Raw genomic sequence first — 23,526 nt, 5'->3', positions numbered from 1 at the left:
CATCGCTTCATGCCGGGATGCCAGCCTTTGCCGCCGCGAGCAATGGCCGCGGCCAGTCGAGGAGGAGGGCGAAAGGAAAAAAGCCCTGGCTTTCGCCTGCCGCGCAACGGTAGGACGGCCGCCGCGCCGGCGCCGACTTCAGCGCCCGCTAGCCGTCCTCAGCGAACCCGCGAAAGCCTCGCGCGAATTGAAGAATTGCTGGCGGAGCCGTTGTCGCGCGGCGGGATCGACCACCGCGATCGGCGCCGTGACGCCGGCGCCGATTGCCGAACCGACCCCTTGCGCCGCACCGAGCGCCGTCGCCCCGACGGTCTCCCCGAAGCCCGGCCTCTGACCGGAGATGTCATCACCCGCGGCAAGTCGCTGGCCGATCGCCAACACCATCCTCGGGCTGTCGGCGAAATTGATGTGGTTGAGGCCGTCATTGCTGTTGGCGTCGCTGAGATCGATGGCGGTGATGCCGTGTTGGACGAGCGCCTGCCTGATCGCTGGATTGCGGATGTCGATGGCGCCGAGCCGCTGATCGCCGCCGGCGAGCCGTCGTGAAACATCGAGGGCGATGTCGTCGGTCGCGGTGAAGATGGTGATGCGTTTGGACGCGTCGCCGATCTGGTCGAGCTGGGTCCTGAAGACGTCGACGTCGATGTCCGGCGAGGCGAGGACGATGTTGGCGAGCTTCCTGGGAAGCTTGCCCTGGTGGCGGATGGCCATCTGGCGCACCGCCTCCATCGCCAGCCAGCCGCCCATGGAATGGGCGAGAAGCGTGATCTCGCTGACGTTCCGGCTGGCCGAAATCTGCTCGATCATCTCTTCCAGTGCATCGCGGGAGTAGTTGGCGCTGTCGCGATCGTAGAGATAGTCGAAGACCGAGCCGCCAGAGGGCCAGGTGAAAAGCACCGGCGCGGCGTCGACCGGCATGTCGGTGCTGATCTGGGCGAAGCGCAGGACGGCGTCCTCATAGGTGTTGTTGAAACCGTGAACGAAGATCAGCACCCGCTTCTTCGGCCCGGCGACACGATCGTACCAGGCGATGGCGCCCTTCAGGGCCAGCGGCCGGATCTTCTGGACGACGAATTGCTTGGCCGGATCGCCCGGATTTTGCGGTGGATAGATCACCTCGCCCGGCCTGCGGACGTTATCTGGCGGTACGGAGACCACGACGTTGTCGAACGAGACCTTGCCGCCACGACGCCCGCTGAACACCTCCCCCGGCACCTTCGAGGGCGCCCGCGTCGTGACCACCAGCATATCGACCCGATGCGCGCCGGGGACGGTTTCCGGCACCGGTTCGAGCGTCGTGCGCGGAACGCCGGCGCAGCCGGCGACAAGCATCACCAGACAAAAGACCGGCACGAACGTAAATTGAAATCTCATTGGGCTTCGAGCCTGACTTTCATCCTTGGAACTGCAATTTGGAAAGCTCACGCCCCAGGGCTCGACGCGGTTTCGCCGGGCTCCGCCCGCCCGCCCGCTGCCCCGCTCACGGCTGGTGAGCGGGGCTCGATCGCCCTCAGGAAGAGTGAGACGGCTGCCTGGCGCCTCTCCTCAAGCGCCGCCTCCTCACCTTCGACGGGCAGGAGCGGCATGCTGACATAGGGGCCAGTGACCATCGCGAGGAACAGATCGGCAGCGAGTGTGGGATCCTCGATCGTCACTTCGCCCCGCCGGGCATAATCCTCGAGGAGGGTCGCGACCGCCCCGATGACCCGCAGCCGGCCCTCCTTTTCGGCGAGATCGGCGAGTTCTGGAAAATCGGGCGCCTTGGCGATGAGGATTCGCTGCAGCGATATCGCCTCGGGCTGGCGCAAGACATCGACCATGTGCCGGCTGATGGCGTCAATTCTCTCGGCGAGATCCGTTCCGCCCCGGCGCTCGCCCGCCTGCGTTTCCGTGGATTGCGACAGCGGCTCCAGGCTGAGGCCGATCCGAGCTCGCAGAACTTGCGCGAACAGGCCGCGCTTGTCGGTGTAATGGGCATAGAGCGTCGCCTTGCTGACACCCGCCGCCTGCGCGACCGCCTCGATCGACGTCGCGTCGAAGCCGCGCTCCAGAAACAGGCGGGTTGCCGCATCCATGACCTTGAGCTGGCGACGTTCCGACTCTTCGCGGGTCGGCCGCCCACCCCTGGCCTTTGCCGCGCGGGAAAGTCTTGCCCGCGCAAGAGCCTGTCTCGACCACGCCATCGATCCTCCGATCCGGGCAGGAAATGCCCTCCCGCGAAGGAACTAAACGATATCGTTTAGTTGATACAGGGACGATCCGTCGCAGCCCCCGCCGATTGCGGACGAGCGTTGCAAATCTGCCATCACGGCGGTCAGGCGATCATCTCGGCAGGTTCAGAGCGTCGCTTGGGACATGATGCCGCGCGACGGATCACGCCTTTTCGAGAACGCCTTCGCGCGCAACGGTTTGGATCATCTCGGCGAGATAGCGGCTGTCCTCGTCGATGGCGAGAAAGCGGCCGGATCCCCAGGTGTTGAGCCATCCGAGACCGACGAAGTAAAAGCCCGGGACCTTTGTGACGCCGCGATCGTAGACCGGCTTGCCGAGCTCGTCGAAGACGGGAACCTCGATGAAGGAATAGTCCGGCCGGAACCCGATGGACCAGACGATCGCAGTGATGCCTTCGGCCTTCGCGTCGATCTCGGTGATCTCGCGCTCCGGCCGCCAGACCTTCTCGAAGGGCGGCTCGACGGGCGCCTCGATGCCGTTCCTTTCGATATGGGCGTCGATCGCCTCGCGGATGCCGACATAGCTCCTGTCGGCGTCGTCGAGGTTCTTTTCCAGATCGGGCAGGAAGCCGATCTTCGTCCCGTCCATGCCGCCCAGCGTGCCGTAAAGCGCAACACCGTCGTCCAGGGCATAGCGGCGAAGGTCGATCTCCTTGCCGCCGTCGCGTCCGGACATGTAGTGGTTGGTCTGGCTCACCGCCTTTTGCGGGTCGGGGTGCTCGCGAATCGTCATCGCATAGTGGCCGGCGTCATAGAGCCAGTCCGTCGCGTCGCGGCCGCGATATTTGCGCGGGCTTCTTGGCGCCGAGCCGACCGCGAGATGCACCTTGCGGCCATCGAGAACGAGATCGTCCATGATCTGGACGCCCGACTGGCCGGTGCCGACGACCAGCGTCGCCCCCGCCGGCAGCTGCGAGGGCCGGCGATAGTCGCGCGAATGGATCTGGACGATCGAAGCGTCGAGATCCTTCGCATAGGGCGGAACGATTGGCGTGTCGTAGCCGCCATTGGCGATCACCACCTGATCGGCGGTCCACACACCTCGTGAGGTTTCGACGCGGTAGCCCTCGCCGGTCGGCGTGATCCGGGTGACGGCGACGCCTTCGATGAGCGGCGGATCGAAGCTGTCGGCAAAGGCGTCGAGATAGGCGACGATCTCGTCCTTCGGCATGAAACCGTCAGGGTCGCCGCCTTCGTAGGGAAAATCCGGAAGACGGCACTGCCAGTTCGGCGTCACCAGACAGAACGTGTCCCAGCGGTTCTCCCGCCAGGAATGGAACCGCCGGTAGCGCTCGAAGACGACATGCCCGATGCCGCGCTTTTGCAGATGCCGGCTGACGGAAAGGCCGGCCTGACCGCCGCCGACGATCACGACGGGGACATGTTTCGACGCGGCGGGATCGCTGGTCATCGCCCGTTCCTCTTCATTCGTCGACGGCAAGACAGGCGACGCTGGCGCCTTCGCGGCCAAGGAAGGGCTTGGCCCGCGCCTCGATATGGGCGAGCTCGGCCATGGCCGAGGTGCAGGCAAAGCCGTATTTCGCCGCCACGCGCTCCGAAGCGGCGTTGAGGCCGTCTCTGGCCCGGGTCAGGAACTCGCCGAGCGGATAGGTCTCGCCGGGCGCGACGTAGCGCTTGATGGCGGTCGAGGGCGAATAGCAGCGCTCCTCCTCCCCGTCCGGCCAGCGGATGGTGAAATGAACCTCAGGCATGGTGAGCCTCCGAAGATGGGGCAGCGGGGCGCAGATAGGGGGTCTCGCGCCAGTCCCAGAAGACGGCGGAGCTTTGGCCGGAATGAAAGGTCACCCTGGAGGACCGCTCGACCTTGCCGATGGCGCCGGCGAAAATGCTGCGCTCAAGGAACAGCTCGGCGGCGCGCTGAACCTTGTCCGGCTTAATGGAAAACAGGAATCCGAAGCTCGGAAAGCTCCGCATCCAGCGCTCCAGGGAGATGCTGCCCGGCGGGTAAGGCATCCACACACGGTCGAGATCGAGGGCGATGCCGACGCCGGAGGCCTCGGCCAGCATCAGCGCCGTGCCGGCGATGCCGCCCTGGCTGATGTCCTTGCCTGCCCGGAAGAAGCGGCGCTCGGCAAGGTCCGAGACCAGCGCCAGATCGCCGCGCAGCTGCTTTGCCGGAACGTCGAGCGCGGCGCAGAAATTGTCGTAGTTGCGGTATTCGCCGCGCATGTCGACGGCGATCATCAGCGCGTCGCCGGGCTTGGCGTCGAAGCTCGTGACGAGCGCGCGCGAGCGGCCGAGGACGGAAACGGCAAGGCCGAGCTCGGGGGCGCCGAAATTCGTATGGCCGCCGACGATCGGCACGCCGTAAGCCTCCGAGGCCGCCTTCAGCCCGTCGAGCAGCGGCTTGGCGGCTTCCGGCGACGGCGCCCAGACCTGATCGATCAACGCGACGGCCCATCCGCCCATCGCGGCGATGTCGGACAGATTGACCATAACCCCGCACCAGCCGGCGAACCACGGATCGTCCTTGACGAAGGCGGGGATGAAACCCTCGCCGGCGAGAAGGTCATAGCCGCCGGCGGCGTTTTCCAGAACCGCCGCGTCGTCGCCGGGCCGGCCGATGCTCGTCGCGGCAAGGCCGAGCGCCCCCGTCGCCCCGCCGATGGCGAGCTTGCCGCGGATCGAGGGATGCTGGCGCAGGCTCTGTGCCAGCGCCTCGGGGTCGATGGCCATGTCCTCGCTCACCAGGCGATCGCCGGCGGCGGCGCGCTGCGCTTGGCCAGCGCCAGGAAACCCGCCTCGGGATCGGTGATCGGCGGATAGGCGGCAAGGTCGGCGCGCATTCGCGCATGGGGCATTCCGTGAAGCACGATCTCCTCCTCGACACGCCAGTGAAGAGCCTCGAACATCGGAACGTTCTGGGCCTGCACATGGGCGCTAAAGCTTCGGCAGCCTCGGCCGTTGGCGGTCGAGACGGCGAGCCGGATCAGTTCCCGGCCGAGCCGGCCGACATGGCGGAAGCGGCTGTCGACGGCCAGGCGCGAGCCCCACCAGAGGCCGGGCGCCTCCTCGTGGATGCGCACCGTCCCGACCACCTCGTCGGCCTCGTGGGCATAGGTCGAAAGCGCGACCAGCGAGGTGCAATCCTTGTCGATTTTATCGCGATCATGGACGGGAAACAGGCCCTGCTCCTCGACGAAGACCCGATGCCTCAGCCGCGCCGCGCCGGCCTTCTCCCAGCTCGCCATCGCCGCGCGGATGAAATAGCCGGGCGAATGAAAGACGGAGTGGTCGATCGCGCTCATCGCTCTGTCCGTTGCTCGTGGTTGGCCGGCGTCCCAGGAACCGCCAGTTTCTCGTAGGTCGACAAGGCCGAGCAGGCGCCGCAGCGGCCGCAGCCGGCCTTGATCTCTTCCGACGACATGCCGGCCGCGCGGATCATCGTCGCAAGCGGCCCGAGAACCTGCGCCATGAAGTCCGCGCCCGGCGACGGATGGCTTTCCAGCGGCGTGCCGGAGATCGGCACGAAGGGCACGACGAAGGGATAGACGCCAAGGCCGCACAGCGTCTCGGACATTGCGAGGATCGCCTCGGGCGTATCGCCGAGCCCGGCGAGAATGTAGGTGGAGACCTGACCGCGCCCGAACACCTTCACCGCCGCCTCGAAGCTCGCAAAATACTTCTCCAGCGGAACCGAAGCCTTGCCGGGCATGATCTTCGCCCGGACATCTGGGGTGACGGCTTCGAGATGCATGCCGAGGGCATGGACGCCGGCGTCGCGCATGCGCTGATGCCAGGCGTCGTCCTCCGGCGGCTCGCATTGCGCCTGGATCGGCAGGTCGACGGCCGCCTTCACGGCACGGGCGCTGTCGGCGAGGATGGCGGCGCCGCGATCCTTGCCGGGCGGCGTGCCGGTCGTCATCACCATGTGCTTGACGCCGTCGAGCTCGACGGCGGCCCTGGCGACTTCGGCGAGTTGCTCGGGGGTCTTGCGGGCGATGGTACGGCCGGCCGCCAGCGACTGGCCGATCGAGCAGAACTGGCAGGTCTTCTTGCGGCTCTCATAGCGGATGCAGGTCTGCAGGACCGTCGTCGCCAGAACGTCGCGCGAGTGGAGGACGGCGATCTTGTTGTAGGGGATGCCGTCGGCCGTAGACAGATCGTAAAAGCGCGGGCGCGAGGGGAAACGGACTTTGGCGACCTCGACCCGATCACGCGTCACCCGTGAGACACCGGCGGCATCCGGTGCATCGACGAGATAGGGGCTCTCGAAGGCCGGCGCGGTGTGGACCGGCACCATCACGGTGGTGCCGCCGATCGTCACCGCCTTGTGGTCGGAAGGCCCGGCGCCACCACGGCGGCTGTCATTGCCGGCGCGCGGATCGACGAGGCGCATGCCGCGGGTCTGGAGGTCGTTGATCAGTGCGGCGTCAGACATGATCCGCCTCCTCGTTCGGCCTTGTCGCCGCCGGCATCATTTTGTGACGCTCCGTCTCTTCGCCCGGCGCAACCGGCGGCGGCACGGTGATCTGATGGATCGGCAAAGCGGGCTGGGCGTCATGAACGAGCGACAACAGCTCCGGCCGCGCATAGTGGCCGACCGAATCCATCATCCGCTTGCGCTTGGCGATCAGCCGCATGTCGAGATCGGCGATCAGGATGCCCTCGCCCTGTGTCAGCGGCGGCGCCAGATGGCGTCCCTCCGGCGAGACGATGCAGGTCATGCAACCGTCTCGCAGCCCCTTCTGGAGCTTGGGATCGGGATGGATCCCGGCGATCTGTTCCTCGGTCAGCCATCCGGTCGCGTTGACGACGAAACAGCCCGATTCCAGCGCATGGTGGCGCATCGTCACCTCGATCTGCTCGCCGAAGATCGGGCCGACCAGGCTGCCGGGAAAATGGCTTGCATGGATCTCTTCATGCTGGGCCATCAGCGCGTATCTTGCGAGCGGGTTGTAATGCTCCCAGCAGGCGAGCGCGCCGACCCGCCCGACGGCGGTCTCGGCCACCTTCAGCCCGGAGCCGTCGCCCTGCCCCCAGATCATCCGCTCGTGATAGGTCGGCGTGATCTTGCGGCGCTTGAGGACGATCGTCCCGTCGGCGTCGAAGACGAGCTGGGTGTTGTAGAGCGAGCCATGGTCGCGCTCGTTCACCCCGAGAACGATCACCAGCCGGCGCCGCCGCGCGGCGTCGGCCACCGCGGCCGTCTCGGCGGAGGGGACGACGACCGCCTCCTCATACAGTTTCAGATGCGGCGCGCCCTGTTGGACCGGCGGCAGCACGAAGGAGAAATACGGATAATAGGGAACGAAGGTCTCGGGAAAGACGATCAGCTGCGCGCCCTTGTCCGCCGCCTCCGCAATGGCGTTGAGGACCCGCTCCATCGTGCCGGCGCGGCCGGAAAGATCCGGCGCGATCTGGACGGCGGCGGCTCTGACGTTGTCGGTTCGCATGCAAGGGCCCTCGCTTCGACCTCACTTCGGCAACAGGCGGACACCGGCATCGGCCGGCGGCCGCTTCGCTCAAGGACGCCTCAGACCGTCCAGGTGTCGAGGATGACGGCGTTGGCCTTCTTGTGCAGGAGGATGCAGTCGAGCACGTCCTGCGGGGCGATCGGGGTGATGCCCGGAAGCAGCGACGGCTCGCCATGGCCGTAGAGCGCCTGCAGCGCGAAGCGGCAGGCGAAGACCTTGCCGCCCTCGTTCATGAACTTGTTGAGGTTGACCGCGAAGTTCTGGTGGCCCGGAAACGCCTCGTCGCCGAGCTTGGGAAAGCCGCGCTGGATGCCGAGCGTGACGCCTGGGCCGTAGAGCAGGATCGAGGTCTCGAAGCCCTTTCGATTGAGCCGGATCGCGTTGAGGATGTTGACGAGGCCGATCGAGCCCTCGAAGGCGACGGTGTGGAAGGTGACGAGGGCTTTTTCGCCGGGTGCCGCCTTGACGTCCTCGAACACCTTCTCCTCGTAATCGACGAAATAATCGCCATCCTTGTGGGCTTCCTGACTGACTGCCGGCATCGGTGCTCTCCTCTTGTGCCGTGATCCGGAGGCGAGACTGGAAGCCTGGAATATATCCCGTCAATCTCCATTCGATATTCCATACAATTATTTCATCTGCCACACATGCATATGCCCATGCAAAACCCAATTGCCAGCTTTTTCATCCATGATTTGCTGGAGAAAGAGGCAGTTTTCGCATGATTATGGCTTGCCTTGCCGACGAACAATCTCCATACAATCGGCGAGACGTGGCAGAGCAGCATTTGACTGCCTTTCCGGCAGAGACCGCATCATGATCGACTGGATCCCCGACCTGCCGAGAAGCGGCAAGCCGCTCTATCTCGACATCGCCGACGCCATCGGCGCCGACATCCGCGCCGGACGGCTGAAATCCGGCGACCGGCTGCCGCCGCAGCGGCGCCTCGCCAAGCGCCTGTCGATCGACTTCACCACCGTGTCGCGCGCCTATGCCGAAGCGCGCACGCGCGGTCTCGTCGACAGCCATGTCGGTCGCGGCACCTTCGTCGAAGCCGCGCAGGCGATCGATCATCAGCCGGACGCGACGCGCGAAGAGGCCGAAGACCTCACGATGAACATGCCGCCCGAACCCGTCGACCCCGTGCTCATCGGCAAGATGCGCGACGGGCTTGGCTATGTCGGGGCCAATCTTCTGCCGCTGTTGCGCTATCAGTCCTCGACGGGGAGCGAGAAGGACAAGGTCGCCGCCTCGTCCTGGCTGTCGATGCGCGGCATGGTGCCGAAGCTCGAGCGCATCGCCGTGACGCCGGGCGCCCATCCGACCATCACCGCGATCCTGTCGATCCTGGCGAAATCGGGCGACACCATCCTGTGCGAGGCCATCACCTATCCCGGCCTCCGCGCGATCGCGCGCCTTCTGAATCTCGAACTCGTCGGGCTTCAAACGGATCGCGACGGCATTCTCCCGGAAGCTCTGGAGGCGGCGATCCGGCGGCACGGCCCAAAGGCGCTCTACGTCAATCCGACGCTGCAGAACCCGACCACCGCCACCATGCCGACCGAGCGGCGTCTTGCCGTCGCCGAAATCCTGACGCGGCACGGCCTGCCGGCGATCGAGGACGACGCCTACGGCTTCATTCCCCTCAAGGCGCCGGCGCCGCTCGCCGTCAGCGCGCCCGACCTGATCTGGCATATCGGCGGACTGGCGAAATGCATCGGCGCCGGCCTGCGCCTTGCCTATACGGTGGCGCCCACCGGCAAGGACGCGCTGCAACTCGCCCAGGCGCTAAAGGCGATCAGCGGCATGGCCTCGCCGATCTCGGTGGCGCTGGCGACGCAGTGGATCGAGGATGGCACCGCCGACGGCATCCGCCGCTTCATCCGCGCCGAGAGCGAGGCGCGGCAGAAGATCGCCGCCCAGGCCCTCGACGGGTTCGACTATGATACCAATCAGTATGCATTCAACATCTGGCTGCGCCTGCCCAAGGGGTTCGGACGCGCCGACCTGATGGGCCGCATGGCCGGCCGCCATGTCGGCATCATGCCGTCCGACGCCTTCACCGTCTCGGGGACGCCCGAGGAGACCGTGCGCGTCGGCCTTGGCGGGCAGATCACCCGCGACCGGCTGCAGACGGAACTGATGATGATGGCGAATGCGCTGCACAGCCCCGCCTGGGGCGGCTGAGCGAAAGGAGCCAGCGGGAGGACCGCTCTATTCGACCGCCCGCGTGCTGTCCCGCGCCAGAAGTCTGCCCTGCATCACGATCCGGCCGCTCTCGGGCATCACGTCGCCGGGCTCGTTACCGTCCAGAAGATCGACCAGGAGCCGTGCGCCGACCCGCCCGAGCTCGAAACGCGGCTGCGCGATCGTCGAAAGCGTCGGCTCGCAGAAATCGGCGAGCTCGATCCCGTCGAAACCGATCACCGAAAGATCGTCAGGAACGCGCAATCCGGCGGAGCGAACGGTCTTGACGAAGGCAATGGCGGTCTCGTCATTGCCGCAGATCACCGCGGACGGCCGATCCGACAGCGCGAGATAGGCTTCGCCCCCCGATATTCCCCCCGTGAAGGCAAAGTCGCCCCGATATTCGATCAGCGCCTCCGGGCTCAGCCCCCCGGCTTCCAGCGCCGAGACGATGCCGCGCTGGCGCATCGTCACATTGTAGTTGCCTTCCGGGCCTGAGAGGTAGAACAGGCGCCGGTGGCCGAGGGCGATCAGATGCTCGACCTGCATCGCCGCCGCCCGCTCGTCGTCGAGCAACACGGCCGGCAGACCCGCAACTTGCGGGTCGGCGCAGATCGCGACGGCCGGCAGGCCCGCATCGAGGATCGACCGGCCGCCGACATTCGGCAGATCGCCGGAAACCGTCAGAAGCCCGGCGACATGGCCGGAAGCGGCAAGCTCGATCAGCCGCAGGTCGTGATCGTGCCCCTCCATGTATCCGGTGATGAGCACGTACCCCGCCTCCGCCAGCGTCACGTCGATACCGTGCAGCACCTCGGCGAAGAACGGCGGATTCGTCCGCTGCGGCACGATCACCAGGACGAGGCGGGAATTGCCGGCCCGAAGCTGCCGCGCGACCGAATTGGGCGTGTAGCCGAGCGCGGCGACGGCCGCCAGAACCTTGTCCCGCGTCTCGGGCTTCAGCTTGTCCGGCGCCGACAGGGCCCGCGACACGGTGGCGACCGAGACGCCTGCCGCATCCGCAACATCGCTGATCCGGGGCGCACGCCGGGGCTGTTCGCGCCGGCGTGCGCTATCTCGCATCGAATTTCAGCATGTGCTTGTCATTATGATTTTTTCGTCTTACCATTGATGTAATCGATTACAGAACTTGTGATCTCAGAGACCAAAAGGTCCGAAATCGGGAGGAAATGCAATGAAGGGTTTGGTTCGATCCATTCTCGCGAGCGCAGCCATAGGCGTGGCCGTTATGCCGGCGGCAGCCCAGGAGAAGCCGCGGGCCGAGGTCATGCACTGGTGGACGTCGGGCGGCGAGTCCGCCGCGATCAAGACCTTCGCCGACGCCTATAACAAGGCCGGCGGCGTCTGGGTCGACACGGCGACGGCGGTCGGCGAGAACTCGCGTGCGGCGACGATCAACCGGATGATCGGCGGCAAGCCGCCGACGGCCGCCCAGTTCAACACCGGCAAGCAGTTCGACGATCTGGTCACGCAGGGGCTGATCAGGCCGATCGACGATCTCGCCGAAAAAGGCGGCTGGAAACAGGTGATGCCGGCCTCGCTGGTCGCTGCGGCAAGCCGCGACGGCGAGATGTATGCCCTGCCGATCAACATCCACGGTCAGAACTGGATCTTCTACTCCAAGGCCGCTCTGAAGAAGGCCGGCCTTTCGGAGCTTCCCAAGACCTGGGAAGAGATGGTTCCGGCGATGCAGAAGATGAAGGATGCCGGTCTGACGCCGCTCGCCCTCGGCGGCCAGCCCTGGCAGGAGCGCTCGCTGTTCAACGCCATCCTGCTGCAGCAGGGCGGCAAGAACCTCTACATGGAGGTCTATCAGGACAAGAACGAGGAGGCGGTGCGCTCGGAGGGATTCCGCAAGGCGGTCGAGACCTACGGCAAGCTGCGCCAGATGGTCGATCCCGGCTCCCCGGGCCGCAGCTGGAACGACACGACGGCGCTGCTCATCAAGGACGAGGCCGGCCTTCAGGAGATGGGCGACTGGGTCAAGGGCGAATTCATCAACGCCGGAAAGAAGCCGGGCGTCGACTATGGCTGCACCATCGGCCTCGACGATTCAATGCTGATGGTCGGCGGCGACGTCTTCGTCTTCCCGAAGATCGACGACCCGCAGCAGAAGAAGGCGCAGGATCTCCTCGCCGAGACAATGATCTCCAAGGACGCGCAGGTCGCCTTCAACCTCGCAAAAGGATCGATGCCGATCCGCAAGGACGTCGACACCTCGGCCTTCGACGAATGTGCCCAGAAGGGCCTGAAGCTCCTGCAGAGCGAGGACAGCCAGGCGCCGGTCTTCGAGATCCTCGTCTCGGCGAGCCTTGCCGGAGCGGTGGACGACGTCATCACGCAGTTCTGGAACAATCCTTCGGCCAGCCCCGACGACATGATCGAGGGCTTCGTCAATGCCTTCGAACTCGAAGGCTGACACGGATTGCCGAGACCGGCCGGCGCCTTTCGCGCCGCGCCGATCCGGCAAGCCGGATGCCGCGACCGAGCGGGCCTGCCCGCTCAGACAGCTTCGTTCCGGGAGATGATGTGCCATGGCGGCGCAGCGCAAGCGGCTGAACACCGCAACCCTCGTTCTTTTACCCTTCTGGGCGGTGGTGCTGGCCGCCTATGTCGGCACCATGCTCTGGACCGTGCAGATCTCGTTCACGGCGTCCAAGCTCCTGCCCGTCGATGAATATGTCGGCTTTGCCCAATACGAGCGGCTGTTCGGTTCGACCCGCTGGTCGGTCTCCATGCAGAACGCCGTGATCTTCGGCGTTCTGTTCATCGGCGGCGCCCTCGTCCTCGGTTTTCTCCTCGCCGTCGTTCTGGACCAACGAGTGCGTTTCGAGAACACGCTGCGCACCGTGTTTCTTTATCCCTACGCCATGTCCTTCATCGTCACCGGCCTGATCTGGCAGTGGCTGATGAATCCCGGTCTCGGCATCCAGAAAGCGGTGCGCGACTGGGGTTTTACGAGTTTCGATTTCGCCTGGGCGGTGGATCGCGACATGGCGATCTATGCGCTCGTCCTTGCCGGGCTCTGGCAGGCCTCCGGCCTCGTCATGGCGCTGATGCTGGCCGGGCTTCGCGGCGTCGACGAGGAAATCTGGAAGGCCTCGCGCATCGACGGCATCCCCGCCTGGCGGGTCTATCTCTTCGTCATCGTCCCGATGTTGAGGCCACTCATCGTTACCGCCGTCGTGCTTCTGGCGATCAGCGTCGTCAAGGCCTTCGACCTGGTGGTGGCGCTGACCAATGGCGGGCCGGGCATATCCTCGGACATGCCGGCGAAATTCGTCATGGACAATCTCTTCACCCGCCAGAACATCGGCCTCGCAACGGCCGCCGCGACCGTGATGCTGATCACCGTCGCCGCCGTCCTCGTGCCATGGATCTACACCGAATATTTCCGCAAGGCGCGGGTGGGAGGAACGGCGTGAGCACCGAAACCGCCACGCCTCGCGGTCCCCATGCCGAGAGCGCCCGTCTGGCCTTCGACCGGGGCGAGCGCGACCGGGGCGAGCGCCCCACGAGCCGGGGCACGACCCGCGAAGGAACGACCGCGCGTGGCCGGAAGCCCAAAACCCTGACGATCGGACGGATCGGGCTCTACGGCTTCGTCGTCGTCGCCGCGGCCTTCTTCCTCCTGCCCGCCGTGGTGATGGTCCTGACCTCGCTGAAATCGATGCCGGAAATCCGCGACGGCTCGATCTTCGCCCTGCCGCAAAGCCTCGATCTTTCCGCCTGGGCCAAGGCCTGGTCCAGCGCCTGCACCGGGCTCGACTGCGAGGGCATCCGTGTCGGCTTCTGGAACTCCGTCATCATCACCGTGCCGAGCACCATCGCCTCGATCGCGGCCGGCGCCCTCCTCGGCTACGCCCTCTCCTTCTGGCGGGTGAAGGGGGCCGACATCCTCTTTGCGGTCCTCCTGCTCGGCGCCTTCCTGCCCTACCAGATCTTCCTCTATCCGATGGTCCGGGCCTTCTCGATGGTCGGCCTCTACAACACGCTTTCCTGCATCGTCATCGTCCACGTCATCTTCGGCCTGCCGATCATGACGCTGATCTTCCGCAACTTCTATGCCGGCCTGCCGGTCGAGCTGTTCAACGCCGCACGAGTCGATGGCGGCGGCTTCTTCCGGATCTTCTGGAACGTCATGCTGCCGATGTCGACGCCGATCCTCATCGTCGCGGCGATCCTGCAGATCACCAACATCTGGAACGACTTCATCCTCGGCCTGGTCTTCGCCGGCCGCGACAACCTGCCGATGACGGTGCAGCTGAACAACGTCGTCAATTCCACCTATGGCGAGCGGGAATACAATCTCAACATGGCGGCGACGATCCTCACCGCCGCCGTCCCGCTCCTCGTCTATTTCGTATCCGGCCGCTGGTTCGTCCGTGGCATCGCAGCGGGAGCCGTGAAGGGATGAGCCAGACAAGCGCCACCTCCGTCCGCACCGCCGAAGACCGCGAAGGCTACCCGCAAACGGCCGGTGCTGCCGGGGCGCAGGCTGGCGAGCCTTCGGTCTCGGTGCGTGAGCTCGACATCGCCTTCGGCGCCCACAAGGTGATCACCGGCCTCGACCTCGACATCGCCCCCGGCGAGTTCCTCGTCCTCCTAGGACCGTCGGGCTGTGGCAAGTCGACCCTCCTCAACGCCATCGCCGGCCTTCTCGACATCGCCGACGGCGAGATCTGGATCGACGGCAGGAACGTCACCTGGGCCGAGCCGAAGGATCGCGGCATCGGCATGGTGTTTCAGTCCTATGCGCTCTATCCGCGCATGAGCGTCGAGAGGAACCTTTCCTTCGGCCTCAGGATCGCCGGCCTGCCGAAGGCCGAGATCGCGCCCCGGGTCAAGCGCGTCGCCGAACTCCTTCAGCTCGACGGCCTGTTGAAGCGCCGGCCGGCCGAGCTCTCCGGCGGCCAGCGCCAGCGCGTCGCCATCGGCCGGGCGCTGGTCAGAAACGTCGACGTGTTCCTTTTCGACGAGCCCTTGTCCAACCTCGACGCCAAGCTGCGCAACGAACTGCGCGTCGAGATCAAAAAGCTGCACCAGCGTCTCGGCAACACCATGGTCTACGTCACCCACGACCAGATCGAGGCGATGACGCTGGCCGACCGCATCGCCGTGATGCGCGGCGGCGTCGTCCAGCAGCTCGGACCGCCGAAAGCGATCTACCGCCGGCCGGTCAACCGTTTCGTGGCCGGTTTCATCGGCTCGCCCTCGATGAACTTCTTCTCCGGACGGCTGGAGCGCGAGGCGGACCGGCCCGTCGTCCAGCTCGACGGCGCGACCGTCCCGCTGGAGCGCTACGAGTTCTCCACCCGCCCCGCCAACAAGGAAGCGATATCCCGCAAGCGGGAAGTGACATTCGGCATCCGGCCCGAGCACATCACCCTCGGCGATCAGCCGGACGCCGCCTTCGCAGCCGAAGGCAAGGTCGACCTCGTCGAGGCGATGGGTGCCGACACGATCGTCTGGACGAGCTTCGCCGGGGCTCCGCTCACCATCCGCACCGACGGCGAGACCGAGATCCGCCCCGGCGAAACCATCCGCTTCGGCTTCGACCCCGCCAATGCCTGCCTGTTCGACGACAAGACCGACCTTCGGCTCTGACCCCTCCCCATTCGATCGAGGACCACACGATGGCACCCACCGCGCCGATTTCCTTCCAGCTCTATTCCGCCCGCAACGCTCCGCCCGAGGCGAATGTCCTGAAGACGCTGGCCGAGGCCGGCTTCACCAATGTCGAGACCTATCGGCCGAACTACGAGGATGCGACGGCCTTCCGCAAGGCGCTCGACGAGGCCGGCCTCACCGCAAGGAGCGGCCATTTCGATCTGACCCTCGCCGAGGAGAATTTCGACCGGGTCGTCGAACTCTGCCGCACGCTCGGCATCGAAACGGTGGTGATCCCCTATCTCGTCCCCGACGCAAGGCCGAGGGACGAGGCCGGCTGGCGTGAACTCGGCCAAAGGCTCGCCGAATTGTCCGCCGAATGCAATGACGAGGGTCTGCGCCTTGCCTGGCACAACCACGATTTCGAATTCGTGGCACTTCCATCCGGCATCTATCCGATCGAGCTGATCCTCGCAGACGGCGTCCTTTGGGAGGCCGACGCGGCTTGGATCGTGCGCGCCGGCGGCGATCCGGCCGAGTGGATCGAGCGCTTCGCCGGCCGCATCGTGACGGTCCACGTCAAGGACATCGCGCCCGAGGGCGAAAATCTCGACGAGGACGGCTGGGCCGACGTCGGCACCGGCATCGTGGACTGGGACCGGCTCTGGCCGCTTTCGGTCGCCTGTGGCGCGACCATGATGATCGCAGAACACGACAATCCATCGGATTTTGGCCGCTTTGCGCGCGTCAGCGCAGCGAAGATGCGACAATTGTCCGGCGCAAACGCCTCCTGACCCAGAAAGCCCGAACCATGACCCTACGCATCGGCCTCGTCGGCTGCGGCAACATCTCCGACATCTACCTCATCAACGCCCCGCGCTTTCCCGGCATCCGCTTCGTCGCCTGCGCCGATCTCAAGCCGGAAGCCGCAATGCGGCAGTCGGAGAAATACGGGATCGAGGCGGTGAGCGTCGCCGAACTCCTTGGCCGTGACGACATCGACATCGTCCTCAATCTGACGGTCCCCGCGGCCCATGCCGAGATTTCCCTCGCGGCGCTCGAAAACGGCAAGCACGTCTATTGCGAAAAGCCGCTGGCAGCCACGCTGGAGGACGGCATGGCGATTGTCGAAACCGCCCGGGCGAAAGGCCTGAGGGTCGGAAGCGCGCCGGACACGGTGCTCGGCGCGGCCATGCGCGAGACGCGGCGGCAGATCGACGCCGGCGTGATCGGACGCCCTGTTCTCGGCACCGCCGCGGTTCTCTCGCACGGCATGGAATTCTGGCATCCCGACCCGACCTTCTTCTTCAAACCGGGCGGCGGGCCGGTCTTCGACATGGGGCCCTATTATCTGACGACGCTGGTCAATCTGCTCGGGCCGGTCGCCAGCGTTCAGGCGGCCGGCATGGCGGCCTTCGACACGCGGACGGTGACGACGCCCCATTCGCCGATCAGGGGCCGGGAGATCGCCGTCGAGGTCCTGACATCGGTGCAGGCGCTGCTCTGTTTCGAGAGCGGGGCACAGATCACCTTCCTCGCAAGCTGGGACGTCTGGCGTCATGGCCTGCGGCCACTGGAAATCCATGGCACGCAGGGCTCGATGCGACTTCCCGATCCGAACTGGTTCGGGGGCAAGGTGCGGACGGCCATCGCGCGTGGGGACTGGGAAACGACCGCGACGAGCGATCGGGCCTTCGGCCGCGCCAACTGGCCACAGGGCGAAGATCGCTACGCGAACTATCGCGGCCTCGGTATCGCCGAAATGGCCGACGCCATCGAGACCGGCCGGCCGCACCGGGCAAATGGCGACGTCGCGCTGCACGTGCTCGCCGTCATTGCGGGGATCGACGAGGCGGCGAAATCGCAGGCCCGTGTCGAGATCGGCCCAAGCTGCGACAGACCCGAACCGCTCGACGAAAGGCAGGCCGCGGCTCTTCTCGGCTAAATGCAATCTCTGACTGCATTTGAATATTTTCACACGCATATGATTGCGCGGTGTTGCTTTGCCCGAAAACAGAAGCAAAAGCAGCGACGGGGCGTCCGAAATAGACGGGAAAACACCGGATGTGCCGCCGCGATACGCGAAACCAACTTCGAAGCCAGCCACATCCGGTGTCGAAGACAGTTCTAGCGAAAGGCGGTTACCGTTCTCTTTACTTGCCCGAACCGGATCGAATTTTTGTGCAGAGGCATCGATCGGGGACGTGACACCTGCCTCGTGCCGGCCCGCTGTGTGCCGGGAGGGCCAAGCTGCGACGCGCAGCTGAAACCATCTTTTCTACCCGGCTGACCCGGCTCAGCCCTGCGCCGACAGGCGATCGCCATTCGCCTGCAAACGCGTAAGGCTCGGCGCGAGACCGGCCGCGAAGATCATATCGGCCGCTTCGAACATATGCCATGGAAAGAGCCGGCCGCTGATCGTTTCGGCCTGAAGCGCCAGGAAAGCCGCGAGTGTTGCGGCTTGGGCGGCAGCCACGCCCTCGAAGAAAGCGCCGGATTTCTCCGAAAGCGACAGACGCGTCTCCTCGCGATCGACCGGCGAGAAGATGGCAGTTTCTCCGATGAGGAGCGGAATGCGCAGGGAAAGAACGACCGGCACTTCGCAGGCCATCGCCATCAGCGTGTGAAACGCGCCCGGGCTCGTTTCATCGGTCTTTGAGCCACCTGCCGCAGCGTCGTGCTCCGGCTCGCCATCCGGCGGGAGGAGCGCGGGATCACATGGGTCGGCGTCAAGCACGTGCGGTCTCCGGACACGGGATGTCTGACTTTTGCGGCGTCAAGCCCGTGCCGCGCCCGCCCCCGGTCACTTCATCGGCATTTTCGGACACGGACGCCCTGCGTCAGGCGTCGGCCGAAGCGACCGTCATTGTGCAGTGCAATATACCTTTGCCGTCCCCGGTTCAATCACCCTTCGCCCGCCGGCGCGTCTTGCCGGCCCAAAGCCCGGCTCCGTCTGACATCCGGTGGCAGGACGGCAGCGCAGACGACGCGGCCGCTCGAGAGCTGGAGCATCACGCAGACTGCCCGATCGGCCGCCAGTCACGACTGGTGGCAAATCAGCGCATCGACCGGCAACAGCCAGCTTTCCGGTAAAATTATGTCCTGCCCGGTTGGCATTGCGCGCCATGCAGTCTAGTTTCGCCGCTGTATCAGCATGATCGTCGGTGGCTCGCGGACGCAATTCGGCAATCAGTTCGTCTGTCGCACCAACCTTCGTGGCTATATTCAGCAGGTATCAAGGACGATACTTGTCCATTTCGACCTACACAGGGAGAACATATGAAGACGCTTCTCGCATCGTCTCTTTTCGCCGCTACTCTGCTTGGCTTTTCTTCAAACGCGCAGGCGCAAGACAGCTGCGACCTGACGATCTCCAACATGAACTGGGCGTCGGCCGAGGTCATGGCTTCGATCGACAAGATCATTCTCGAGGAAGGCTACGGCTGCACGGCAAATCTCGTGCCCGGCGACACGATGCCGACCTTCGCCTCGATGACGGAGAAGGAAGAGCCCGACGTCGCCCCCGAAATGTGGGTGAACCAGTTCCGCGAGCAGATCGACAAGGCGGCGGAAGAAAAGCGGGTTGCATTCGGCGCCGAGGTCCTATCCGACGGCGGCGAGGAAGGCTTCTGGATTCCCGAATACATGGCCAAGGAGCACCCCGAGATCAAAACGGTCGCGGATGCTTTCGACCATCCCGAGCTCTTCCCCTCCAAGGAAGATCCGTCCAAGGGCGCCTTCTACAACTGCCCGGCCGGCTGGGGCTGCCAGATCACCTCGGCGAACCTCTTCAAGGCCTATGGCGCCGGCGACAAGGGCTTCGTCCTCGTCGACACCGGCTCGGCCGCCGGCCTCGACGGCTCGATCGCCAACGCCTACGAGAAGAAAGAGCCGTGGTTCGGCTACTACTGGGCGCCGACCGCGATCCTCGGCAAGTACCCGATGGTCAAGCTCGACTTCGACGTGAAGCACGATCCGCAGGAATGGCAGAACTGCACGACCGTCGCCGATTGCGCCGATCCCAAGAAGAACGCCTGGACCAAGTCCGAGGTCTACACGATCGTCACTCCGAAGGTCGAGAAGATGACCAACGGCGTCAAGGAATACCTCAACACCCGCTCCTGGGGCAACGACACGGTCAACAAGCTGCTCGCCTGGAAGGAAGACAACCAGGCGACGGGCGAGGACACGGCCTATTATTTCCTCGAGAACAACGAGGACATCTGGTCGAAGTGGGTCTCGCCGGAAGCGGCCGAGAAGATCAAGGATTCGCTTTGATTTGAGCGAAGCAGCCACTGCACCGGGAGGGATGGCGTTGTTTGACGACGCCGTTAGATGCCATCGGCACCGAAATGGTGTCCGGCTGGCGACGCTCTCGGCTCTGTTCCGGCTTTAATCGAGACCCCGGACGGTGACCGCCGTCCGGGGTTTTTGGCATGTGGCTCGCGCCGCTGCTCAAGGAAACAATCCGAACGGAGCAACAAGCTCCGCCAAGAAAGGACACCTGACACGTGCAATCGCTGTTCGAGGGCCTGCCTGACTGGCTGGTCGAATTTCCACAGATCGCCGGCCGCACCTTGCGGCTGATGTCCCGTTCCATCGATCAGGAATATCGCGCCTTCTCGCGCGAATGGGGCGACGCGATCGAGAATTTCTTCCGGCCGCTGCTCGACTTTCTGCTCTGGTTCGAAAACCTCCTGATCCATACCCCCTGGTGGATCGTGATCGCGGCGATCGTCGCCATCGTCTGGTTCTCCAGCCGCTCCGTGAAGATCAGCGTCGGCACCTTCGTCGCGCTCATCCTCATCGGCCTGTTCGGCATGTGGGAAGACACGATGCGCACGCTGTCGATCATCACGGTCTGCACCTTGATGTCGATCCTGATCGGCATGCCGATCGGCATCCTGATGTCGCGCTCCGACAAGCTGCAGGCGGTCGTCAATCCGATCCTCGACGTCATGCAGACGATGCCGTCCTTCGTCTATCTCATCCCCATCGTCATGCTGCTCGGCATCGGCCTGATCCCCGGCCTCCTCGTCGTCGTCATCTACGCCATGCCGCCGATCATCCGCCTGACGAATCTCGGCATCCGCCTCGTCGACAAGGAGGTACTGGAAGCGGCGAACGCGTTCGGCTCCTCCGGCTGGCAAAAGCTCGTCGAGGTCCAGCTTCCCCTGTCGCTGCCGACCATCATGGCGGGCATCAACCAGACCATCATGATGGCGCTCGCCATGGTCGTCGTCGCATCGCTGATCGGCGTCAGGGGGCTCGGCCAGCCGGTTCTTCAGGCGATCACCAATCAGTATTTCACCCAGGGCGTCCTCAATGGCCTCGCCATCGTCGCCATCGCCATCATCTTCGACCGCACCAGCCAGGCCTACGGAAAGCGGCTGCAGCGCCACCGGGAGGCGTCACATGGCTGAGCCGGCAATCAAGATCCGCAACCTCTACAAGATCTTCGGCCAACGCGACCGCGAGATGGTCGAAAAGGTCAAGGCGGGAATGTCGAAGACCGATCTTTTGGCCGAGCACGGACACGTCCTCGGCCTGAAGGACATCAACATCGACATGAAGCCGGCTTCGATCCAGGTCGTGATGGGGCTTTCCGGCTCCGGCAAGTCGACCCTGATCCGCCATCTCAACCGGCTGATCGAGCCTTCCGCCGGCGAGGTGATCGTCGACGGCGTCGATGTCCTGCAGATGTCCGACAAGGATCTGCGCGAATTTCGCCGCCACAAGATCTCGATGGTCTTCCAGCGTTTCGGGCTTCTGCCCCACAAGACGGTGATCGACAATGTCGCCTACGGGCTTCACGTGATGGGCAAGTCGGCGAGCGAACAGCGCGACGGCGCCATGCGCTGGATCGAGCGGGTCGGTCTCGCGGGCTACGAGGACAACTACCCCGCCCAGCTTTCGGGCGGCATGCAGCAGCGCGTCGGCCTTGCCCGGGCGCTGGCGACGGATGCGGACATCCTTCTCATGGACGAGGCCTTCTCCGCCCTCGATCCCCTGATCCGCACCGACATGCAGAGCGTCCTTCTCGATCTTCAGAAGGAGCTCGCCAAGACCATCGTCTTCATCACCCACGATCTCGACGAGGCCCTGCGTCTCGGCGACCAGATCGCCATCCTGAGAGACGGCGAGATCGTCCAGCAGGGCACGGCCCAGCAGATCGTGCTCGATCCGGCCGACGAATACATCTCGTCCTTCGTGCGCGAGGTGAATCGCGGCCGGGTGATCCAGGCGGAGACGATCATGGATACGCCGGCGCCGCCCGGCCAGCCGGCCTCGGGCAGCATCCGCGTCGAGGAAGGGACGGTGCTCGAAGAGGTCGCCCGCCGCATGACCGAAGAGGATAGCGATCGAGCCCATGTGGTCGACGAGACGGGCGACTCGATCGGAACCCTGACGATGCGTTCGGTCATGGCGGGAATGGCGACGCCGGTCCTGAAAGACGTCGTCGAGGACGACGCTGCCCGATAGCCTTGGCGGCTGTTGCAAACGGCGAACGACTTGCCGGCTGCCTTCGGGCGGCCGGTCAAGGTCAGCGGCGAGCGCCGCGTGCTGATCGGGACGCGGGACGGAATGCTGGAAATTTCCGATTCAACGGATCGCGCTTGCCGGAGATCGCAATCGATCGTCGGCAGGACCGGTGGTGGCGTGGGCGGTCAGGCCGCCCGCTGCGCACCCGGAACGGCCGGCCGACTGACATCCGCATGCATTGCAGCGCTCGCCTGCGTGAGCTTTTGATAGCACTCTGCGAGAAGATCGAGATCGACCGGCGCCTGACGGATCAGCGCTTCCTCGATCGTCTCGCGGCCATAGCCCGCCTTGAGCAGCGCGCCGACAAGGGCGCCGATGAGTTCCGGGTCTTCCAAACGCTTCACGGAGCGCTCATACATCGGTTTCGATCCCCTGCTGATCGCTCCTGCGGCGACAGGCCAGTCTTCGCGTTCGGAAGCGGCCTGCTTCCCTAGCGAGACGCGCTAATTGACCATCCGAGCCTGTCTCGGAACTTGTCGCCGGGCGGCCCGAACCTTCGGAGACCGCGGCATTCCAACGCAGTGAGAGCGAGCGGCACGACCCGCCATGACCCTATCGCCGACCCTTGGCCTTCTGGATGACACCGTCATGCTGGCGGACGGCGCGATCGGGACGAACCTTCTGTCGGCAGGTCTTTCACCCGGCAGCGCCCCGGAAGGCTGGCTGGAAGACCGGCCGGACGCGATCGCGGCGCTTCATCATGGCTTCGTTGCGGCAGGCTCGGACATCATCCTGACCGCATCCTTCGGCGCCAATCCGCCACGTCTTTCGCTGTGGGGCGCCGCGACACGGTGTTTCGAGCTCAACCGCCGTGCCGCGGAACTGGCGCGGCAGGCCGCGGATCGCGCAGCGCGGCGCGTCTTCGTCGCCGGATCGCTTGGACCGACCTGGCGCCAGCCGCCCGCCATCAACCAGAGCATCGAAGACGACGGCGAGACCGCGCAAATCTACGCCGAGCAGATCGCCGGATTGCAAGCTGGCGGTGCCGACTTCCTCTGGCTGGAGACGATGGTGACGGCGAGCGAGGCTCGCGCAGCGGCAAAGGCAGCGATCGCGGCGGGACTTGCCTATGTCGCGACGGCGAGTTTCGGCTCGGATGGGCTGACACCCGCCGGGCTGTCGCCTGCCGGTTTTGCCGCCGCTTTTGACGGCTTGCCGGTACCGCCTCTGGCAATCGGTGCCAACTGCTGTGAAGGCCCCGGGACGACACTCGCCAGTGCCGGTGCCATGCTCCGAAGCGACGGCCAGACCCTCGCGGTCAAGGCAAGCTGCGGACTGCCCGTCCTGGTCGACGGGAAAGCCGAATATGCAGTTGGACCCGCAGCCATGGCCGCTTATGCAAGACGCGCCATCGGCGCCGGTGCCCGGATCGTCGGCGGATGCTGCGGCACCACGCCGGACCATGTGCGGTCCATGCGGCAGGCGATCGACGACGAGATCGGCATCTGGCCAGCGCGGCGAATGCGACCCCAGACCTGATTGGACCTGATGACCTC

General features: G+C 65.2%; 23 protein-coding genes. 11 read left to right on the top strand and 12 right to left on the bottom strand.

Annotated features, from left to right (window positions below; all coding sequences use genetic code 11):
- Positions 1–138: 138 nt before the first annotated feature.
- From J6595_RS08785 to J6595_RS08745, 9 genes are all read right to left on the bottom strand, one after another.
- The gene (locus tag J6595_RS08785; RefSeq protein WP_245197715.1) at positions 139–1,374 is read right to left on the bottom strand and encodes an alpha/beta hydrolase; all 1,236 of its coding nucleotides are present in this window, start codon (positions 1,372–1,374) and stop codon (positions 139–141) included.
- Between the two features lie 47 nt (positions 1,375–1,421).
- Positions 1,422–2,183, bottom strand: coding sequence for a TetR/AcrR family transcriptional regulator (locus tag J6595_RS08780; RefSeq protein WP_209594080.1), 762 nt, complete (start codon positions 2,181–2,183; stop codon positions 1,422–1,424).
- Positions 2,184–2,373: 190 nt separating this feature from the next.
- Complete coding sequence (locus J6595_RS08775; protein ID WP_209594079.1) at positions 2,374–3,642, bottom strand: MSMEG_0569 family flavin-dependent oxidoreductase; 1,269 nt, start codon at positions 3,640–3,642, stop codon at positions 2,374–2,376.
- Between the two features lie 13 nt (positions 3,643–3,655).
- Complete coding sequence (locus tag J6595_RS08770; RefSeq protein WP_209594078.1) at positions 3,656–3,943, bottom strand: MSMEG_0570 family nitrogen starvation response protein; 288 nt, start codon at positions 3,941–3,943, stop codon at positions 3,656–3,658.
- Positions 3,936–4,940 (bottom strand): sll0787 family AIR synthase-like protein, encoded by a 1,005-nt coding sequence (locus tag J6595_RS08765; protein WP_342453135.1) that lies wholly within the window; start codon positions 4,938–4,940, stop codon positions 3,936–3,938. The genes J6595_RS08770 and J6595_RS08765 overlap by 8 nt, the downstream gene beginning before the upstream one ends.
- Positions 4,937–5,500 (bottom strand): MSMEG_0567/Sll0786 family nitrogen starvation N-acetyltransferase, encoded by a 564-nt coding sequence (locus tag J6595_RS08760; protein WP_209594077.1) that lies wholly within the window; start codon positions 5,498–5,500, stop codon positions 4,937–4,939. The genes J6595_RS08765 and J6595_RS08760 overlap by 4 nt, the downstream gene beginning before the upstream one ends.
- On the bottom strand, positions 5,497–6,633 hold the full coding sequence (locus tag J6595_RS08755; protein WP_209594076.1) for an MSMEG_0568 family radical SAM protein: 1,137 nt from the start codon (positions 6,631–6,633) through the stop codon (positions 5,497–5,499). Before J6595_RS08755 ends, J6595_RS08760 begins: the two co-directional genes overlap by 4 nt.
- Positions 6,626–7,648: a Nit6803 family nitrilase gene (locus J6595_RS08750; RefSeq protein WP_209594075.1), complete on the bottom strand. Its 1,023-nt coding sequence runs from the start codon at positions 7,646–7,648 to the stop codon at positions 6,626–6,628. The genes J6595_RS08755 and J6595_RS08750 overlap by 8 nt, the downstream gene beginning before the upstream one ends.
- A gap of 80 nt (positions 7,649–7,728) precedes the next feature.
- Positions 7,729–8,211 (bottom strand): MSMEG_0572/Sll0783 family nitrogen starvation response protein, encoded by a 483-nt coding sequence (locus J6595_RS08745; protein ID WP_209594074.1) that lies wholly within the window; start codon positions 8,209–8,211, stop codon positions 7,729–7,731.
- Positions 8,212–8,485: 274 nt separating this feature from the next.
- Between J6595_RS08745 and J6595_RS08740 the strand changes: the two genes are divergently transcribed.
- Positions 8,486–9,856 carry an aminotransferase-like domain-containing protein gene (locus tag J6595_RS08740; RefSeq protein ID WP_209594073.1) on the top strand — a complete coding sequence of 457 codons (1,371 nt, stop codon included), beginning with the start codon at positions 8,486–8,488 and terminating at the stop codon, positions 9,854–9,856.
- A gap of 27 nt (positions 9,857–9,883) precedes the next feature.
- On the opposite strand, the gene J6595_RS08735 is transcribed toward J6595_RS08740, so the two are convergent.
- A complete protein-coding gene (locus J6595_RS08735) occupies positions 9,884–10,939 on the bottom strand; it encodes a LacI family DNA-binding transcriptional regulator (protein ID WP_209594072.1) in 1,056 nt (351 codons plus the stop codon).
- Positions 10,940–11,105: 166 nt separating this feature from the next.
- Between J6595_RS08735 and J6595_RS08730 the strand changes: the two genes are divergently transcribed.
- The 6 genes from J6595_RS08730 (at position 11,106) to J6595_RS08705 (ending at position 17,432) form a co-directional block, all read left to right on the top strand.
- Entirely contained in the window at positions 11,106–12,296 is a 1,191-nt protein-coding gene (locus J6595_RS08730) for an ABC transporter substrate-binding protein (RefSeq protein WP_245197713.1), read from the top strand.
- A gap of 115 nt (positions 12,297–12,411) precedes the next feature.
- Positions 12,412–13,302 (top strand): carbohydrate ABC transporter permease, encoded by an 891-nt coding sequence (locus J6595_RS08725; RefSeq protein ID WP_209594070.1) that lies wholly within the window; start codon positions 12,412–12,414, stop codon positions 13,300–13,302.
- 146 nt (positions 13,303–13,448) lie between these two features.
- The gene (locus tag J6595_RS08720) at positions 13,449–14,294 is read left to right on the top strand and encodes a carbohydrate ABC transporter permease (protein ID WP_245197817.1); all 846 of its coding nucleotides are present in this window, start codon (positions 13,449–13,451) and stop codon (positions 14,292–14,294) included.
- The gene (locus J6595_RS08715) at positions 14,291–15,484 is read left to right on the top strand and encodes an ABC transporter ATP-binding protein (protein WP_209594068.1); all 1,194 of its coding nucleotides are present in this window, start codon (positions 14,291–14,293) and stop codon (positions 15,482–15,484) included. Before J6595_RS08720 ends, J6595_RS08715 begins: the two co-directional genes overlap by 4 nt.
- Positions 15,485–15,513: 29 nt before the next feature.
- A complete protein-coding gene (locus J6595_RS08710) occupies positions 15,514–16,281 on the top strand; it encodes a sugar phosphate isomerase/epimerase family protein (RefSeq protein WP_209594067.1) in 768 nt (255 codons plus the stop codon).
- A gap of 17 nt (positions 16,282–16,298) precedes the next feature.
- The gene (locus J6595_RS08705; RefSeq protein WP_209594066.1) at positions 16,299–17,432 is read left to right on the top strand and encodes a Gfo/Idh/MocA family protein; all 1,134 of its coding nucleotides are present in this window, start codon (positions 16,299–16,301) and stop codon (positions 17,430–17,432) included.
- Between the two features lie 351 nt (positions 17,433–17,783).
- Here the strand turns inward: J6595_RS08705 and J6595_RS08700 are convergent, their stop codons facing one another.
- A complete protein-coding gene (locus J6595_RS08700; protein ID WP_209594065.1) occupies positions 17,784–18,224 on the bottom strand; it encodes a hypothetical protein in 441 nt (146 codons plus the stop codon).
- Positions 18,225–18,766: 542 nt separating this feature from the next.
- Between J6595_RS08700 and J6595_RS08695 the strand changes: the two genes are divergently transcribed.
- The 3 genes from J6595_RS08695 (at position 18,767) to J6595_RS08685 (ending at position 21,970) form a co-directional block, all read left to right on the top strand.
- A complete protein-coding gene (locus J6595_RS08695) occupies positions 18,767–19,765 on the top strand; it encodes an ABC transporter substrate-binding protein (protein ID WP_209594064.1) in 999 nt (332 codons plus the stop codon).
- 308 nt (positions 19,766–20,073) lie between these two features.
- Positions 20,074–20,910, top strand: a complete 837-nt coding sequence (locus J6595_RS08690; RefSeq protein ID WP_209594169.1) for an ABC transporter permease — start codon at positions 20,074–20,076, stop codon at positions 20,908–20,910.
- Positions 20,903–21,970 carry a quaternary amine ABC transporter ATP-binding protein gene (locus J6595_RS08685; RefSeq protein ID WP_209594063.1) on the top strand — a complete coding sequence of 356 codons (1,068 nt, stop codon included), beginning with the start codon at positions 20,903–20,905 and terminating at the stop codon, positions 21,968–21,970. The genes J6595_RS08690 and J6595_RS08685 overlap by 8 nt, the downstream gene beginning before the upstream one ends.
- Positions 21,971–22,155: 185 nt before the next feature.
- Here J6595_RS08685 and J6595_RS08680 read toward each other — a convergent pair whose 3' ends face one another.
- Complete coding sequence (locus J6595_RS08680; protein ID WP_209594062.1) at positions 22,156–22,389, bottom strand: hypothetical protein; 234 nt, start codon at positions 22,387–22,389, stop codon at positions 22,156–22,158.
- 187 nt (positions 22,390–22,576) lie between these two features.
- Between J6595_RS08680 and J6595_RS08675 the strand changes: the two genes are divergently transcribed.
- Complete coding sequence (locus J6595_RS08675; RefSeq protein ID WP_209594061.1) at positions 22,577–23,509, top strand: homocysteine S-methyltransferase family protein; 933 nt, start codon at positions 22,577–22,579, stop codon at positions 23,507–23,509.
- Positions 23,510–23,526: the final 17 nt, after the last annotated feature.

The sequence above is a fragment of the Jiella mangrovi genome (genome assembly GCF_017815135.1).
Lineage (GTDB): Bacteria > Pseudomonadota > Alphaproteobacteria > Rhizobiales > Rhizobiaceae > Jiella > Jiella mangrovi.
Note: the sequence above shows the minus strand (reverse complement) of the source record. Positions and strands in the feature narration are given on the sequence as shown.